Genomic DNA, 16,075 nt, shown 5'->3' with positions numbered 1-16,075 from the left:
ATCAAACACCGCCGCCTTCTCTCGGCACTGCTTATGCTCGCCCATGATCCCCAAAGGATACTGAACAGGCATCTCCCAACCCGCAAAATCAACCATCTTGCCGCCCAACTCAACATGCAACGCGTGGAGTGGCGTGCGCTTCGGTGTGGTCATCGTTCTAACCTTTCAATCAGCGGGACTGGTCACGAACGACCATGACGGTGCAATGCGCGTTGCGCACGACACGGGCCAGGTTCGGGCCAATCTCATAATTCGGGAAATCGCCTTTGGTCGATGCCATGACGATCAGATCGAAGCCGTCCTTGTAGGCAAGCTTCAGGATTTCGCGGTAGACACTGCCTTCTTCGATGTGGATTGCCACGTCGGAGGCATTGCCATGATCCAGAATAGCCTGAACCGCGCCCCGCACGTGCTCTTTGGCGCCAGCGCCATAATTGGCGGGCAGGTTTGGTAGTTGGATGATCTCGGGGATGACAGCAACCGCGTGCAATTCGGCTCCGTAGAACTTTGCCTGTTCCAATGCGACCGGCAGAGCATTTTTCCACGAGCGGTCGTCGGTGTGATCAATGGGCAGCAGGATTTTCGTGGCCATCACGTCTCTCCTCGAGATATGGAATTCTGTTTCAAAACCGGGGGGCCGGGATGGCCCCCCGTATTCGTCTGGGTCGAGCTTACTCGGCAGGCTTGCCGCCCGGCTCTTCGGATTTGCCGCCCGAGGCGAAGAACTCTTTCGTCAGTTTGAAGACGATCGGGCTCAGCAGGGCCAGGGCGATCAGGTTCGGAATGGCCATCATGGCGTTCAGCGTATCCGCCAGCAGCCAGATGAAGCCCAGATCTGCAGTTGCGCCGAAGTAAATCGCGATGATCCACAGGACGCGATACGGCATCAGGGATTTGACACCCAGCAGGAACTCGACGCATTTCTCGCCATAGAACGACCAGCCGAGGATGGTGGTGAAGGCAAAGATCGACAGAGCGATAGCGATCAGGTGACCGCCGCCCGGAAGCGAGGTTGCAAACGCCAGCGAGGTCAGCGCTGCACCGGATTCACCCGAGGTCCATGCGCCCGAGGCAATGATCGCCAGACCGGTGATCGAGCAGACGATGATCGTGTCGATGAACGTGCCCAGCATCGCGATCAGGCCCTGGTTGACCGGACCTTTGGTCTCAGCCGCTGCGTGCGCAATCGGGGCCGAGCCCAGACCGGCTTCGTTCGAGAACACGCCGCGCGCCACACCAAAGCGGATGGCGGCCCAGACGGCTGCGCCCGCGAAACCACCTTCGGCGGCAGACGGGGTGAAGGCATGGGTGAAGACCAGCGACAGTGCATGGCCGATGTTGCCGATGTTGATGATCAGGACCAGCAGGCCGGCGATGATGTAGGCGATGGCCATGAACGGAACCAGCTTACCGGCAACCGCACCGATACGGGTGATGCCACCCAGGATCACGGCTGCGGTCAGCACCATAAGAACGACACCGGTGACCGAGGTATTCACGCCGAAGTTCGATTCCAGAACTTGCGCTACACCGTTGGCCTGAACGCCGTTGCCGATGCCAAAGGCTGCGATGCCGCCGAACAGGGCGAAGGCGACGCCCAGCCAGGCCCATTTCGCGCCCAGACCATTCTTGATGTAGTACATCGGGCCGCCGACAAAGTTGCCCAGCTCGTCTTTTTCGCGGTACTTCACCGCGCAGACGGCTTCGGCATATTTGGTGGCCATGCCCACCAGGGCGGTCATCCACATCCAGAACAATGCGCCCGGACCGCCCAGGAAGACAGCAGTGGCCACACCGGCGATGTTACCCGTGCCGATGGTCGCCGACAGCGAGGTCATCAGCGCGTTGAACGGGCTGATCTGCCCTTCGCCCTGACCTTCACGGCCTTTGAACAGCAGGCTGAAGCCTGTGCCAATGCGCAGGATCGGCATGAATTTCAGCCCGACCTGCAGGAAGAAGCCGACGCCCAGAATGAGAACCAGCATCAGCGGCCCCCACACGACGCCATTGATGGCCCCTACGATTGAATTTAACGCTTCCATGGTATCCCTCCCATTTGCGTTGGGTTATGCCCCGGCAAGGGCCCGCTGGCGGGCCTGCTTGAGGGCGGCAAAGTCTTCGTCCGCATGGAACGACGAACGGGTCAGCGGTGTGGCCGACACGTGCAGAAAGCCCTTGGAGCGCGCGATCTGCTCCAGTTGGGCGAACTCGTCCGGTGACCAGAACCGGTCAATCGGGTGGTGTTTGGGGGTTGGCTGCAGGTACTGACCGACGGTCAGGAAATCGACATTCGCGGCGCGCAAATCGTCCATCACCTGCCGCACGTCGTTCATGCTTTCGCCAAGCCCGACCATCAGACCGGATTTGGTGAAAATCTCTGGGTTGGCACGTTTGGCATCGTCCAGCAGCCGGAGTGAGGTGTAATACCGCGCGCCGGGACGGACCGTCGGGTACAGATGCGGGACGGTTTCCAGATTATGGTTGAACACGTCCGGGGCGGCCTCAAAGACCACATCCGCAGCGTCGCCCTTGCCCAGAAAGTCGGGGGTCAGAACCTCGACCGTGGTGCCGGGGTTCTGATGACGTACGGCGCGGATTGTCTGGGCGATATGCTCAGCCCCGCCATCGGCCAGATCATCACGGTCGACCGAGGTGATCACCACATGGCGCAGGCCCAGCTTCTTGACGGCCGCCGCAACGCGGCCGGGTTCGAATGCGTCCAGCGCGTCTGGTCGCCCGGTCGCCACGTTGCAGAAGGAACAGCCGCGCGTACAGACCTCGCCCATGATCATCATGGTGGCGTGACGCTTGGACCAGCATTCGCCGATATTGGGGCAGGCGGCCTCTTCGCAGACCGTCGCCAGATCGTGGTCACGCATCAGGCGGCGGGTTTCGTAATACTCGGCGCTTTCGATCTTTTTGCGGCGAATCCACTTGGGCTTGCGCGGGATGACACTGTCGGCTTTCTTAGCCTTTTCAGGGTGGCGGGGGCGAAGCTGGATGGTCATCTGGCGGTTCCCTTTTAAGCGTGGATCGCGCGGCCCATGGCGTCGAGGCAGGCTTCTTTGACCGCCTCCCCCATGGCTGGGTGTGCATGACAAGTGGCGGCGACTTCGGCGATTGTGGCGCCTTTGGACATGGCCAGAACCAGCTCGGCGATCAGATCGCCACCATGGGCGCCGCAGATATGCGCGCCGAGGATTTTGCCGCTTGGATCAGCCAGAATCTTGACCGCACCATCGGTTTCGCCGGTCGAACGAGCGCGCGAGTTGGCCATGAAGGCGAACTTTCCGGCCGAGTATTCAGCGCCTGCTTCCTTCAGCGCCTCTTCGGTCAACCCGACCGAGGCGACCTCGGGGTCGGTGTAAACAACGCCCGGAACGGTGTTGTAGTCGACCTGACCCGCTTGACCTGCCAGCATCTCAACGCAGGCAACGCCATCCTCTTCGGCCTTGTGCGCCAGCATCGGGCCGGGAACGCAGTCACCGATTGCATACACGCCCGGAACAGAGGTCTGGAATGTGCCATCGACTTCGATGAACCCGCGCTGACCTACCGTAACGCCCAATTCTTCCAGTCCCAACCCACGTGTCACAGGGCGGCGTCCGACGGCGATCAGGACCTTGTCGGCCTCGATCACCTCTTCCTTGTCCTTGCCGACCCGATCCACAGTAAGCGTCAGCCCGGCGTCAGATTTTTCGACCGACTTCAGCGCTTGACCCAGCTGAAACTTCAGCCCACGTTTCGACAGCGCACGCTGCGCCAGTTTCGCGATCTCACCATCGATACCGGGCAGCACGCGGTCGAGATTTTCGACAACGGTGACCTTGGCGCCCAGCCGCGCCCAGACCTGACCAAGCTCCAATCCGATCACACCGGCGCCGACGACGACCAGATGGTCGGGTACGGTTTCCAGCGCAAGTGCACCGGTCGAGCTGAGGATGTCCTGCTCGTCAATCTCGATTCCGTTCAGAGGGGTCGGTTCCGAACCGGTGGCGATCAGGACGTTCTTGGCCTCATAGACCTCATCACCCACCTTGACCTGACCGGCGGCAGGAATGCTGGCCCAACCCTCGATCAGGTCCACGCCGTTTTTCTTGAACAGGAACGCGATGCCCTTGGTCAGGTCGCCGACGATCTTGTCCTTGCGCCCCATCATCGCGGGCACATCGATGCTGGCCCCCTCGACCGCAATGCCATGGGAGGAGAGATGTGCAAGCTCGGCATACTTGGCCGAGGAGGTCAGCAACGCTTTGGAGGGAATGCACCCCACATTCAGGCAGGTTCCACCCAGTGCCCCGCGCCCTTCGACGCAGGCCACTTTCAGTCCCAACTGAGCCGCGCGGATGGCAGCAACATAGCCGCCCGGCCCGCCGCCAATGACAATAAGATCATAGGTCATTTCTTGGTCTTTCAGTAGATCGGATGGCTTGCGCACAGGGCGCGGACTTTTTCGCGGGTCGCTTTTTCGACGGCGTCATCGCCGTTCGCATTCTGCGCCAGAGCATCCAGAACGTCACCGATCAGGTGACCGATCTGCTTGAACTCGTCGGGGCCAAAGCCGCGGCTGCATCCGGCGGCGGTGCCCAGGCGGATGCCGCTGGTGACGGTGGGTTTTTCCGGGTCGCCCGGCACGCTGTTCTTGTTGCAGGTGAAACCAGCACGCTCCAGCGCCGCTTCGGCGTCCTTGCCGGTCACGCCGATGGGGCGCAGGTCGACCAGCATCAGGTGGTTCTCGGTTCCGCCCGAAACGATGTCACAGCCGCGCGCCATCATGACATTAGCCAGAGCCGCCGCGCTGTCGACCACGCGCTGCATGTAGTCCTTGAATTCGGGCTTCAGCGCCTCGCCAAAGGCCACTGCCTTGCCCGCGATCACGTGCATCAGCGGGCCACCTTGCAGGCCGGGGAAAACGGCCGAGTTGATCTTTTTCGCCAGCGCCCCGTCATTGGTCAGGATGATGCCGCCGCGCGGGCCGCGCAGGGTCTTGTGGGTGGTCGAGGTGACCACATGCGCGTGACCGATCGGCGAGGGGTGCAGACCGGTGGCTACCAGCCCGGCGATATGGGCCATGTCGGCCAGCAGCCAGGCGCCAACCTCATCAGCAATGGAGCGGAAACGGGCAAAATCGATCTTTTGCGAATAGGCCGACGCACCGGCGATGATCAGCTTGGGTTTTTCGGCCTTGGCAAGCGCCTCAACCTGATCATAGTCGATCAGACCGGCCTCGGTCAGACCGTACTGAACCGGGCGGAACCACTTTCCGGATTGCGCGGGCTTTGCACCGTGGGTCAGGTGACCGCCTGCATCCAGCGACATGCCAAGGATCGTGTCGCCGGGGCTGAGCAGAGCCAGCTTGACCGCGCCATTGGCCTGCGCACCCGAATGCGGCTGCACGTTGGCGTATTCACAGCCGAACAGCTGCTTCAGCCGCTCGATGGCTTCGACTTCGACCTCATCCACATATTCGCAACCGCCATAGTAGCGGCGGCCGGGATAGCCTTCGGCGTATTTGTTGGTCAGCACCGAACCCTGCGCCTCAATCACGGCCTGAGATACGATGTTCTCGGATGCGATCAGCTCGATCTGCTCGGCCTGACGTGTGCCTTCACGCGCAATCGATGCGGCGATCTTCGGGTCGGCCTCGGCCAGCGACGTCTTGAACATAGTCTCCTCCTCTTCTTCGAATCCCCGGTTCGAGAATTTGTTTCCTATAGTGGAATTAGTTCCCGCAAATCAACAAAAATCTCGTATTCGTAAAGTTGCGTGCGAATAGGGGAACGGATAACCTGCCGCAGAAAAGGGAGATTTTCATGGGCGAAGACCAAAGGAACGAAGCCTCAGCACCTGAGGAGCTGGATGAAGGCGCCGCTTTGGGGCGCTCGATTCGGGATGCGCGGCGGGAAAAAGGCTGGACGCTGGAAGAGGCTGGACGCGCCGCGGGAATCGGTCGTTCCACCTTGTCCAAGATCGAAAACAACCAGACAAAGCCCAGCTTCGAGATCGTGCGGCGCCTGACGCAGGCGCTGGATCTGAACCCGCCGCAACTGTTTCTTCAGTCTGGCCAGTCCGGTATTACCGGTCGGCGGGACTATACGCCGAAAGGGCAGGGAGAGTTTCGCGAGACCGCAACCTATCTGCACGAGCTGCTGTGTTCGGACCTGACCAGCAAGCGGATGCTGCCTTATGTTGCGACGATCCGGGCGCGGGATATTTCTGAGTTCGATCCGTGGATTCGCCACTCGGGCGAAGAGTTCATGTATGTGCTGAGCGGTGAGCTGATCTTTATTTCGGAACATTACCGCCCGCTGCCGATGAAGGCGGGGGATTCACTCTATTACGACAGCAGCATGGGGCATGGGTGCGTGTCCACCAGCAAGGAAGACGCGCAAGTTCTTTGGGTGTCACTGGAATAGGCGCAGGGGGTCAACGCCAGTTCAGAATCAGCCCCCAAAAGACGCGACGGGTTCACCAAAGAGCGCCTCATCCGGGTGGATATCCAAACCCGGCCCCGTTGGCCGTTCGATGTGGCCGCCGACGATTTGAATGCCATTCTCCGGGTCGTAATTGCCGTCGATGTATGGCGCGGCCAGCCAGACCCCTTCGCACAGCTCGGGTTTGACGGTTGCGCCGATCTGGGTGCAGGCGGCGGCAATGATGTCCCCGCCCCAGCTGTCGTCGCAGGTATGCGGCAGGTTGCGGGCCTCGCAGATGTCGCGGAAGGCGCGCATGTGGGTCAGGCCGCCGATACGCGTGACCTTCATGCCGAACCCGTCCACCAAGCCGGTGCCGGCAGCTGAAATGACAGTGTTCAGGTCGACGCTGTTTTCATCCATGTAGATGCCGTGACTAATCTGCGGGCGGATTTTTTCCAAGTCTTGTATGGTATTGCAGGGCTGCTCCATGATGAAGGGTACATGCGGCAATTCCCGGCTGACGCGCAGGGCGTCTCGGGTTGTCCAGCCGCGGTTGCCATCCACGGCCAGGCGCATACCTGTGCCTTTAACGACCTCCCAGACCTTGGAGATCACCTCGATATCGATCTCGACCGGGCGACCGCCAACTTTGATCTGCAGGCGCGGATAGCCCTCGTCCAGCTTCTCTTTGGCCAGTTTCGCAATGTCATCCGGCGCGCCGACACCGGTTGCGTAATATGATGGCACGCGGTCGGTCACGGCACCTCCCAGCAGGTCAGCGACATTGACGCCCAGCGACTTGCCGAACAGGTCATACGCCGCGATATCCAAAGCGGCCTTGGCGTAGTTGTGACCGGCCAGTAGAGTATCCATCTTGCGGCGCAGAGTACCCGGTGTCGCCTCGGCGCCAATCAACCCCCCGGCCATTGCCATCAGCGCAGCACGGGCGCCTTCCGCATGGGCCTCAGCATAGGTCGGGCCCACCGGGCAGGTCTCGCCCCAGCCGACATGACCGGTGTCCGACACCAGTTTGACAAGAGTAGTGTCCAGCGCCCAGACCGCACCGCTGGCCATCGTATAGGGGCCATTCCTGACCGGCAGGTCATGGGCGTAGATATGGATTTCCTTCAGCTTCATGTCGCGGCTTTCTTTGGTGTGGAAGGGCTACTTGATTCCTGCCGCAGCCAGGATCTGGCCAGCAGTGCGGAGGGTTTGTCGGCTGGCCCGTTCCGGGCCGATCATGCGGGCGGCTTCGGTCAGGCCTTCGTGTAGAACGAACAACTGGTCGGCCAGTGCGTCCGCATCACAATGCGGAGCGACATCCACAAGCCGTCGGTGAAACTGAGCCCGTACCCCAGACTTATGGACTTCGACCGCTGCGCGTATCGGGGCGCTGTCGGGATAGGCGGACAGGGCATTGCGGAACAGGCAACCGCAGTTCGATATTCCGAACAGCCAGTCGGACAGCCGCTGAAGAATATGGACCACATGCGCCGCGCCGTTCTCGGCGCCGTCGCCGATCCAGTCTGCATAGGCACGGTCGCGGTGTTGCAACGCGCCCACCACCATGGCCTCGCGGCTGGGGAAATACTTGTAGAGGGTTCTCAGCGAAACATCCGCACCCGCGCGCAGAGCCTCGACGCCGGGTCCGGCAAATCCCATTTCCTCGAACTGACCATGCAGACGGGCGGCAATCTGGTGTTTCATGTCGATCATGAGAGGGTGGTAGAGTGATCGCTCTACCTCGGGCTTGACGAAAACCGACACACTTCGATGTGGCGACGACATAGCGCAGAACTGGCAGGCAAAAGAACTGTTCGCCACCAACCGCTCTGAATTCCCTGTGAGGTTACCCAGGGCTAAGTGATTTCCCGCTCTAAGCGTTTAAAAATATGGAGATATCAGGTGGTTTCCGCCAACCATCGATACACGAGTTTGGCACGATCAGATGCAGTGTTGTGAAGCGCGACGTAAAAATCCAGCGGTGAGGACAGGGCCTGTGGCAGCAGGCTGACCAGTCTCCCGGACGCGACAAGCTCCGAGGTCAGCCCCTCCCATCCCAACACTGCCCCCATATCGTCCTGCGCGGCCTGAAGCGCGATGGTGTAGTTGTTGACGCGATGCGCCGAATTCAAAGGCCCGTCATACCCCAGTTGGTTGGTCCATTCGCGCCAATCCGTCCACCCCGTTCCCGGCGCATCAAGGTGGATCAAGGGGATGCGCGCCATGTCCTGAATGCCAGTAATATTGTTCTGTTCCAGGAACCGGGGGCTGCCGAGGGCCATGATGCGGTCACGAAACAGAACATGGCTGGTGCCCTTCTCCTCGGAGGCATCCCCATAGCAAATGCTGAGATCGCATTTCGTTGTGTCAAACCCCAGATCCGTAACCACTTGCGTCACCGATATATGCCCGTGTCTTTTCCAGAATTGCGCAAGCCGGGGGGTCAGCCAAAGCGAACTGACGGCCGTGCTGGACCGAATCGTCACACCGGATCGGTCGTAATGCGAGCGCAACTGCTGCAAGGCCTCGCTGATATCTTCAAGCCCCCGTTGCAGGGCGACCAGCAGGTAAGCCCCGCTTTCGGTCAGTTCGACCCCGCGATGGTGCCGGCGAAACAACGAACAGTTAAGCTCGTTTTCCAGTGATTTGACCTGGTGGCTGATGGCCGCCGGGGTGACGTTCAGCTCTGACGCGGCGTTTTTAAAGCTGACATGACGCGCGGCGGCTTCAAAGCTGATTAACGAGCTTACCGGGGGCAGTTCATATGGGCCTTTGGGCAAGGTGGTTTGACCTTTGATCCTGAGTTTTTCGACTTTTTAGCACAAAAATCCAAGTTTGAGTTACTTCAATTATTGCAAAGTGAATTTTTTTGCGATTGCCCGACGGCTTGTCGCCCGCGATGTTGGTTATCAGCATTCGGGATGTGTCTGTCTTGGGCGGCAAGGGCGGTGTTCATGGTAACGTAGATGCCTGCAGCCCCGGACAAACCCGGCATCAGCGAATTGCCAGTATGGCCGGGTTTTGGGCGCAAGTTAGGGAGTCGATTGAATGAAGTCGCACGCAAAAGTAGTGGTTGTCGGTGGCGGATGCGTTGGGGCATCGATCCTTTATGGCCTGACCGAGCATGGCTGTTCGGACGCGGTCATGCTGGAGCGTACGACGCTGACCTCCGGGTCCACCTGGCACGCAGCGGGGCTGTTGGTGACCTTTGTGCGGTCGCATAATGTGTCGAAGATGACGATGGAAACCATTCGCATCTATTCCGAGGTCGAAGAGAAGATGGGCACCTCGGTCGGCCTGCGCAAAGTTGGCCAGCTGCGCGTTGCCAATACCGAGAAACGGTGGGATGAGTTTCAGTCCTACATCTCGATTGCCGAGGCCGCAGGCGTACCCTGCAAGCTGGTCACGCCGGAAGAGATTGCGGATATCCATCCCCTGCTGAACCAGAGCCCAGACATTCGCGGTGGTATTCTGCACACTGAAGACGGCTATGTGAACCCGGCCGATATCACCATGGCGCTGGCCAAGCTGGCACGGGACGCGGGCGCGAAGGTGTACCAGAACACCGAAGCGCAATCTTATGAGAAGTTGGACAATGGCCACTGGAAAGTGACCACCAATCAGGGTGAGATCACCTGTGAACACCTGATCTTTGCCACCGGCAACTATGCCCGCGAAAATGCGCGCCGGGTGGGTCTGGATTTGCCCTGTATCCCGATCGTGCACCAGTATTGGACCACCGAAACCGTGCCGCTGCTGAAAGAGCGTCGGGCGCAGGGCCTGACGGAGTTCCCGATCCTGCGGGACGAGGATTATGGTGCTTATCTGCGTGAGGATGTCGGTGGCATCCAGTTCGGCCCCTATGAGTTCACCAAAGACCTCAAACTGTTCGCCGAAGATCGCGTGCCGCCGGATTTCGGGGCGGATCTGCTGCCCGAAGATTTTGACGCCGTGGAAACCCAGTGGGAGCGCGCCATCGAACGGGTGCCGACCCTGGGCGAGGTTGGCATCAAGGCCAACACCCGCGGCCCGTTCCAGATGACACCGGACGAGCTGCCTCTGGCCGGTCCCGCGCCAGGGCATGACAATCTGTGGCTGGCCGAAGGTATGCCGGGCGGCATCCTGTGGGGCGGCACCGTGGGCAATCGTCTGGCAAAGTGGATCGTCGATGGCGATCCGGGCATGGATATGTCTGAACTCGACCCGCGCCGGTTCTCGGATTATGCCTCAAAGCGCTGGACCATGGACAAGGTGCGCGAAACCTGGGGCACCCATATGGATGCGCATGTTCCAGGCGAAGATTTCTCCGGTGCGCGCCCGATGAAGACTGTAGGGTCCTACGATCTGCTGACTGCCCATGGCGCGGTCTGGACCAGCTTCAATGGCTACGAATTCCCGCGGTGGTTTGCCAAGTCACCCAGCGAGGCAATCCCCGAACACAGCTTCCGCCGCACCGACCACATGGAACTGGTGCAGGAAGAGGTGCGCCGCACAAGGGAAGAGGCTGGCTTCATCGAGATGTCTCCGATGACCAAGTTCACCGTGCGCGGGCCGGGGGCTGCGAAATGGCTGGACGGGCTGATGGCAAACAAGCTGCCCAAGGTGGGCCGTATGACCCTGTCACTGATGTTGAACGACAAGGGCGGCATGGATGCGGAATACACCATCGTCCGCTATGCGCAGGACGATTTCTATCTGATCTCGACCCCGAATTGGCGCGCCTATAACTGGGATCAGCTGCAGCGCGTCTTGCCGCGCGACGGATCGGTGGTGATCGAGGATATCTCGGAGCAGCTGGGCGTGATCGCTCTGGCCGGGCCCAAGGCGCGGGATATCCTGCAACCGCTGACCGACAACGACCTGTCGAACGAAGCCTTCCCCTGGCTGTCGGCCCAGATGGGTGAGGTGGGCTATGCCAAGGGCGTCCACCTGCTGCGCGTGTCCTATACCGGCGAGCTGGGTTGGGAGCTGCACCACCCGGTCGGATACAACCGCCACCTTGTCGATCTGCTGCTGAAAGCGGGTGTGAAACCCTTCGGCCTTGAGGCGCTGGAATCGATGCGGCTTGAGAAATCCTATCGCGCCATCAACCGCGAGATTTGCAAGGACCTGACGCCGTATGAGGCTGATCTGGGCCGCTTTGTGGCGATGACCGAAAAGATCGGTGGGCAGGTGGCCGAGCGTGATTTCATCGGCAAAGCCGCGCTGCAAAAGCAGCAGGAAGCGGGCGGATACAATACTCTGGTCACGCTGAAACTGCCGTTCTGCGATACCTCGGTGATGTTCGACGAAGGGGTCTATGCCGATGGCAAGCTGATCGGTCGCGTCACTTCGGGCGGGTTTTCGTATTACTGCAACCACGACATCGCCATGGCACTGGTGCCGCAGGATATGACAGCGCAAGGCACCAGGATGCAGGTTCTGGTCCATAATGAGATGCGCGATGCCGAGGTGATCGGAACCTGCGCCGTTGACCCAACCAGCGCCCGTGCGCGCGCCTGATCTGGGAGGATTTGAAATGGCAGAAGTCAAAGCACGCTCGGGTCGCGGCGGTGGCCGCGCAGCGCGGGTTCAGGCCCGCACCAACCCTCCACCGGTTTACCTGCCGACGCTGAACCGCAAGATCGGCCCGATTGATTTGCTCGGCCCCGAAGGGGTCGAGAAAATCCACAACGCCGCGATGACGATCCTTGAAACCACCGGTATCGAGTTCCGCGACCCGGTCGCCTTGACCGATTGGAAGAAATACGGCGCGGATGTTCAGGGCGAGCGGGTCCGCATCGGCCGGGACATGCTGATGGACCTGATCTCGGCAGTTCCGTCGGAATGGGGTTACGCGGCGCGCAACCCGGACCGTTCGTTGCGGGTCGGCAACCAGCATTCGGTGTTCGCCAACGCCTATGGCGCACCGTTTGTCTATGGTCTGGACGGGGTGCGGCGGCCCTCAGTGCTGGAGGATGCGCACAACTTTTTCAAGCTCAGCCAGATGAGCCAGTCGATGATGGTGCCCGGCGTTCTGCCGGTCGAGCCGCAGGACGTCCCTGTCCCGCAGCGCCATCTGGAGCTGGTCCATGCCGCGCTGACGCTGACCGACAAGCCGATCAAGGGCTCGGTCCTGTCAGAGCAGGCGGCGCGGGATTCGGTTGAGATGACCCGCATCGTGTTCGGTGAGGATTTCGTGGACAACAACGTGGTGATGGCGGCGCTGCTGAACTGCAACACGCCGCTGGTCTGGGACGAAACCATGCTGCAAAGCTTGCGCGTCTATGCCTCGGCCAATCAGCCCTGTCTGCTGTCGCCCTTTGTTCTGGCCGGGGCCAGTACGCCCGCCAGCCCGCAGGGCGGTGTGGCGCTGCTGATCGCGGAGTCGCTGGCGGGCATGGCCTATAGCCAGATCATCCGCAGGGGTGCGCCGATGGTGTTGGGCGTGGCGATCATGGGTGTGTCGATGAAAACGGGCGCGCCGATGATGGGCTCGCCGGAACCGGGGCTGATGAACTTGCTGGTGGGTCAGATGGCGCGGTTCTATGGCGTGCCGTGGCGGACCTGCACGATGTGGACCGGGGCGAAGTCCCCTGACATGCAGGCTGCTTTTGATACGGCCAACACCATGTGGCCGGTGCTGCTGGGCGGGGCCAATTACATCGTGCATTCGGCAGGTTTTCTGGAAGGCGCGCTTGGGGTCAGCTACTCGAAATGGGTTCAGGACACCCGCCAGCTTGAGAACTTCCACCGGTTCTTCAGCGGGCTTGAGGATGAAAACCTGGACGCAATCCTGGATGACATTGCCGAGATCGGTCCCGGTGGTCACTTTCTGGGAACGGACCATACCCGGGAAAACCCGCTGCACATGAACCCGCTGCAGAACAATGACAGTTTCGAACAGTGGGAAGCGGAAGGGTCGAAAACCGCTGAAACCGTCGGCAATGAAGAGGCTCAGCGCATGTTGGACAACTACGTCAAGCCGCCGATGCAGGACGATCAGCGCGGCGCACTTGACGAATTTGTTGCCAAGAAGAAGCTGGAATATCAGAACGCGTAACTGAAAACACGGGCGCGCAAGCGCCCGCCAGCCAGACATAAGGACAGGATGAGGTTAATGACTGACGCCCCGACGAAAACGCTCTCTCTCGAAGAGGTGAAGGCATTGGCCAAATCCGTCCTTGTGTCCGCCGGCATGGACGAACGCGGAAGTGATGTTCTGGCAGATCTGGTAATGCGGTCCGAACGTGACGGCCCGCGCAGTCATGGTCTGCGGATGCTGCCCGTCTATGCACAAAGCTTTGAATCGAACTATGCAAACCCGAAAGCCAATCCCACCGTTGAACGCATTGCGCCGGGCGTTTTGCGCGGTGATGGAGACAATGGCTACTACCAGATTGTGGGAGCGGATGCGCAGGATGAGCTGATTGCAATGGCCCGAGAAAACGGTATCGCGTCCTTCACCTGCGCCAATTGCCACCATCTGGGCGCGCTGCGGTTCGACACGGAACCGCTGGCGCAGGCGGGGCTAGTCGCGCTGGGCGTAGTGAACTCTTTGTCCATGGTCGTGCCGCAGGGCGGGCTGCGCCCGGTCTTTGGCACCAACCCGATGTCCTTTGCCTGCCCGCGCGAAGGGGCCGAGCCGGTTGTCTGGGATCAAGCCTCCTCGGTTGCCGCGCTGATGGATGTGCGCATGGCCGCCGCCGAGGGGCATGACCTGCCGCGCCCCAGCGGGCTGGATACGTCGGGCCAGCCGACAACCGATCCGAACGCCATTCTGGAAACCCGCAGCCTGCTGCCCTTTGGCGAACACAAAGGCGCGGCCATTGCCTTCCTGATCGAAGTGCTGGGGGCGGCGCTGGCCGGCGGCACCCTGTCGGTCGACAATCAGGAGCGTGAGTCCTTCGGCGCTCTCAACATCAAGGGCGGCACAACCCTGATCGCGATAGACCCGAGCCGGTTTGGTAACCCGTCGTTCAACGACTACGTCACCCGCATCTGCGCCCAGATCGAGGGCAACGGCACCGCGCGCGTGCCCGGTGACGGACGGTTGAAAAACCGCGCGGCGACCGAAGCGAACGGAGTTTCGGTCGCACCAGACCTGCTGGAACAGTTGCAGGCATTATAGGAAAGGTCGCAAGACATGCCCGACCTGGTGGTGATCGGCGGCGGCGTCGTGGGTATCTCGTGCGCGCTGGCTTTGCAGGCCGAGGGGCATCAAGTCACCGTTATCGAGCCGGGTCCGGTGGGCGAGGGTGCCAGTTGGGCCTCGTGCGGCTGCATCGCGGTGGGTGAGATCGTGCCGCTGTCCCAACCCGGGATGCTGGCGAAAGTCCCGGGGCTGTTGATGCATCCCAAGGCGCCTTTGACCTTGCGCCCAAGCTCGGCCGTGCGATTGATGCCATGGTTCACCCGATTTGTCGCCAATGCGCGTCCTTCGAAGATGCGGGCCATTGCGGCGGATTTGGCGCGGCTGACCTTTCTGGCGACCACGGATTTCAAGGCGCAACTGGCTGATGTCGGGCGGCCTGACCTGTTGGTGGAACGCCCTGTCATCAAGCTGTTTGACGGCGATGACGATCGCGCAAACATGGCCGCCGCCTTTGATCTGGCGCGCGAATTGGGATGCTCGATTGAAGAAGTCAGCGGTGCAGAAGCGCATGACATCGACCCTGCCATTGCGCCGGATTTCAAACATGCTGCCCTGCTGCGCGACTGGAGCTTCGTGACCGATTCCAAGCGACTTGTAGAAGCGCTGCATGACGCCTTTCTGACGCGTGGGGGGACGGTGATCTCTGGCAGTGCGGTCGGTTTTGACCGGGACGGCCGTCAGGTGAAGGCCGTGAAGCTGCACGATGGCCGCGTCCTTGCGGCTGACGAATTTGTCTTGGCCGCGGGCACGCGCTCCCGCGATCTGGCAGCAGAATTGGGCGTTCCGCTGCGAATCGAAGGCGTCATCGGCTATTCCACTGCCTTGAAGAACAGCGGTGTCGACCTGTCCCATACCGTGTTCTACGCAAAGGGTGGGTTCGGTATCACGCCCTACGACGGCGCGCTTGCCGTCGCCGGGACAATTGAATTCGCCGGTGCCGACGCGCGCCCAAACTGGGACCGCGCCGATATATTGGTAGAGAAGGCACGACGGGTTCTGCCGGGGTTAAAGACGGGCAGCGCCGAACGCCGGTTCGGACGGAGGCCGCTGACTCCCGACACCCGACCGATCATTGGCCGAAGCGGAAAGCTGGCGAATGTCACCTTTGCAACAGGCCACGGGCAATTGGGCCTGACGTTGGGTGCAACAACGGCCCTGCTGGTTGCGGACGAGATTTCAAATCGGCAGTCCCGGACCGACATACAGGCATTCAGCCCGGATCGTTTCCGGGGGTGAGCGACCGTCGGCAGCGCAGTCGCTTTGGGCGTCATTGGGATACGTATCAGTCCTAGTCGAAACAGCGTCTGCATGGGTTTTCTCTACCCCTTCTCAACGCAGCCGAAATCAGAGTCTTTCTGTCAACACGGCAAGAAGCCGTTGACGCCGCAATAACGGCCCCGCTATTCGGCGGACCTGTGCTCAGTTCGTCGAACTCTGCCGCCGGATCGGGGTGCTGAAGGGGGATTGTGTCGCCATCGACGGATCCAAGTTCAAGGCCGTGAACAACCGGGACAAGAACTTC

At 60.8% G+C, this 16,075-nt stretch carries 13 protein-coding genes and 1 pseudogene; 5 read left to right on the top strand and 9 right to left on the bottom strand.

Annotation, left to right across the window (positions count from 1 at the left end; genetic code table 11):
• From gcvT to glyA, 6 genes and pseudogenes are all read right to left on the bottom strand, one after another.
• A pseudogene (gene gcvT / locus ACOQFT_RS00365) lies at positions 1-153 on the bottom strand (glycine cleavage system aminomethyltransferase GcvT); the annotation flags it as partial.
• A 16-nt stretch (positions 154-169) separates the two neighbouring features.
• Positions 170-592 carry a universal stress protein gene (locus tag ACOQFT_RS00360; protein ID WP_421596099.1) on the bottom strand — a complete coding sequence of 141 codons (423 nt, stop codon included), beginning with the start codon at positions 590-592 and terminating at the stop codon, positions 170-172.
• A 79-nt stretch (positions 593-671) separates the two neighbouring features.
• Complete coding sequence (locus ACOQFT_RS00355; protein WP_421596098.1) at positions 672-2,042, bottom strand: alanine/glycine:cation symporter family protein; 1,371 nt, start codon at positions 2,040-2,042, stop codon at positions 672-674.
• A 24-nt stretch (positions 2,043-2,066) separates the two neighbouring features.
• The gene (lipA, locus tag ACOQFT_RS00350; RefSeq protein ID WP_421596096.1) at positions 2,067-3,008 is read right to left on the bottom strand and encodes a lipoyl synthase; all 942 of its coding nucleotides are present in this window, start codon (positions 3,006-3,008) and stop codon (positions 2,067-2,069) included.
• 14 nt (positions 3,009-3,022) lie between these two features.
• Positions 3,023-4,402 carry a dihydrolipoyl dehydrogenase gene (gene lpdA, locus ACOQFT_RS00345; RefSeq protein WP_421596094.1) on the bottom strand — a complete coding sequence of 460 codons (1,380 nt, stop codon included), beginning with the start codon at positions 4,400-4,402 and terminating at the stop codon, positions 3,023-3,025.
• 11 nt (positions 4,403-4,413) lie between these two features.
• Entirely contained in the window at positions 4,414-5,667 is a 1,254-nt protein-coding gene (glyA, locus tag ACOQFT_RS00340) for a serine hydroxymethyltransferase (RefSeq protein ID WP_421596092.1), read from the bottom strand.
• Between the two features lie 146 nt (positions 5,668-5,813).
• Here glyA and ACOQFT_RS00335 point away from each other — a divergent pair, with 146 nt between their 5' ends.
• The gene (locus tag ACOQFT_RS00335) at positions 5,814-6,416 is read left to right on the top strand and encodes a helix-turn-helix domain-containing protein (RefSeq protein WP_421596091.1); all 603 of its coding nucleotides are present in this window, start codon (positions 5,814-5,816) and stop codon (positions 6,414-6,416) included.
• Between the two features lie 27 nt (positions 6,417-6,443).
• On the opposite strand, the gene ACOQFT_RS00330 is transcribed toward ACOQFT_RS00335, so the two are convergent.
• The 3 genes from ACOQFT_RS00330 to ACOQFT_RS00320 all read right to left on the bottom strand — a co-directional run bounded on the left by ACOQFT_RS00330 (position 6,444) and on the right by ACOQFT_RS00320 (position 9,199).
• Positions 6,444-7,553 (bottom strand): mandelate racemase/muconate lactonizing enzyme family protein, encoded by a 1,110-nt coding sequence (locus tag ACOQFT_RS00330; protein WP_421596090.1) that lies wholly within the window; start codon positions 7,551-7,553, stop codon positions 6,444-6,446.
• A 27-nt stretch (positions 7,554-7,580) separates the two neighbouring features.
• Positions 7,581-8,132 carry a TetR/AcrR family transcriptional regulator gene (locus ACOQFT_RS00325; protein ID WP_421596089.1) on the bottom strand — a complete coding sequence of 184 codons (552 nt, stop codon included), beginning with the start codon at positions 8,130-8,132 and terminating at the stop codon, positions 7,581-7,583.
• 185 nt (positions 8,133-8,317) lie between these two features.
• Positions 8,318-9,199: a LysR substrate-binding domain-containing protein gene (locus ACOQFT_RS00320; protein WP_421596088.1), complete on the bottom strand. Its 882-nt coding sequence runs from the start codon at positions 9,197-9,199 to the stop codon at positions 8,318-8,320.
• Between the two features lie 268 nt (positions 9,200-9,467).
• On the opposite strand from ACOQFT_RS00320, the gene ACOQFT_RS00315 reads away from it, so the two are divergent.
• Genes ACOQFT_RS00315 through ACOQFT_RS00300 form a run of 4 tightly spaced genes read left to right on the top strand, consistent with a single transcriptional unit; the run spans position 9,468 to position 15,789 of the window.
• Positions 9,468-11,921: a GcvT family protein gene (locus ACOQFT_RS00315; protein WP_421596087.1), complete on the top strand. Its 2,454-nt coding sequence runs from the start codon at positions 9,468-9,470 to the stop codon at positions 11,919-11,921.
• Positions 11,922-11,937: 16 nt separating this feature from the next.
• Positions 11,938-13,461 (top strand): trimethylamine methyltransferase family protein, encoded by a 1,524-nt coding sequence (locus ACOQFT_RS00310; protein WP_421596085.1) that lies wholly within the window; start codon positions 11,938-11,940, stop codon positions 13,459-13,461.
• A 57-nt stretch (positions 13,462-13,518) separates the two neighbouring features.
• Positions 13,519-14,529: an Ldh family oxidoreductase gene (locus tag ACOQFT_RS00305; protein ID WP_421596084.1), complete on the top strand. Its 1,011-nt coding sequence runs from the start codon at positions 13,519-13,521 to the stop codon at positions 14,527-14,529.
• A 15-nt stretch (positions 14,530-14,544) separates the two neighbouring features.
• A complete protein-coding gene (locus ACOQFT_RS00300) occupies positions 14,545-15,789 on the top strand; it encodes an NAD(P)/FAD-dependent oxidoreductase (RefSeq protein ID WP_421596082.1) in 1,245 nt (414 codons plus the stop codon).
• Positions 15,790-16,075: the final 286 nt, after the last annotated feature.

The sequence above is a fragment of the Ruegeria sp. MALMAid1280 genome (assembly GCF_049195285.1).
Lineage (GTDB): Bacteria > Pseudomonadota > Alphaproteobacteria > Rhodobacterales > Rhodobacteraceae > Ruegeria.
Note: the sequence above shows the minus strand (reverse complement) of the source record. Positions and strands in the feature narration are given on the sequence as shown.

Coding starts and splice junctions, on each gene's coding strand:
- ACOQFT_RS00360 (WP_421596099.1), bottom strand. CDS start 592: ATGGCCACGAAAATCCTGCTGCCCATTGATCACACCGACGACCGCTCG.
- ACOQFT_RS00355 (WP_421596098.1), bottom strand. CDS start 2,042: ATGGAAGCGTTAAATTCAATCGTAGGGGCCATCAATGGCGTCGTGTGG.
- lipA (WP_421596096.1), bottom strand. CDS start 3,008: ATGACCATCCAGCTTCGCCCCCGCCACCCTGAAAAGGCTAAGAAAGCC.
- lpdA (WP_421596094.1), bottom strand. CDS start 4,402: ATGACCTATGATCTTATTGTCATTGGCGGCGGGCCGGGCGGCTATGTT.
- glyA (WP_421596092.1), bottom strand. CDS start 5,667: ATGTTCAAGACGTCGCTGGCCGAGGCCGACCCGAAGATCGCCGCATCG.
- ACOQFT_RS00335 (WP_421596091.1), top strand. CDS start 5,814: ATGGGCGAAGACCAAAGGAACGAAGCCTCAGCACCTGAGGAGCTGGAT.
- ACOQFT_RS00330 (WP_421596090.1), bottom strand. CDS start 7,553: ATGAAGCTGAAGGAAATCCATATCTACGCCCATGACCTGCCGGTCAGG.
- ACOQFT_RS00325 (WP_421596089.1), bottom strand. CDS start 8,132: ATGATCGACATGAAACACCAGATTGCCGCCCGTCTGCATGGTCAGTTC.
- ACOQFT_RS00315 (WP_421596087.1), top strand. CDS start 9,468: ATGAAGTCGCACGCAAAAGTAGTGGTTGTCGGTGGCGGATGCGTTGGG.
- ACOQFT_RS00310 (WP_421596085.1), top strand. CDS start 11,938: ATGGCAGAAGTCAAAGCACGCTCGGGTCGCGGCGGTGGCCGCGCAGCG.
- ACOQFT_RS00305 (WP_421596084.1), top strand. CDS start 13,519: ATGACTGACGCCCCGACGAAAACGCTCTCTCTCGAAGAGGTGAAGGCA.
- ACOQFT_RS00300 (WP_421596082.1), top strand. CDS start 14,545: ATGCCCGACCTGGTGGTGATCGGCGGCGGCGTCGTGGGTATCTCGTGC.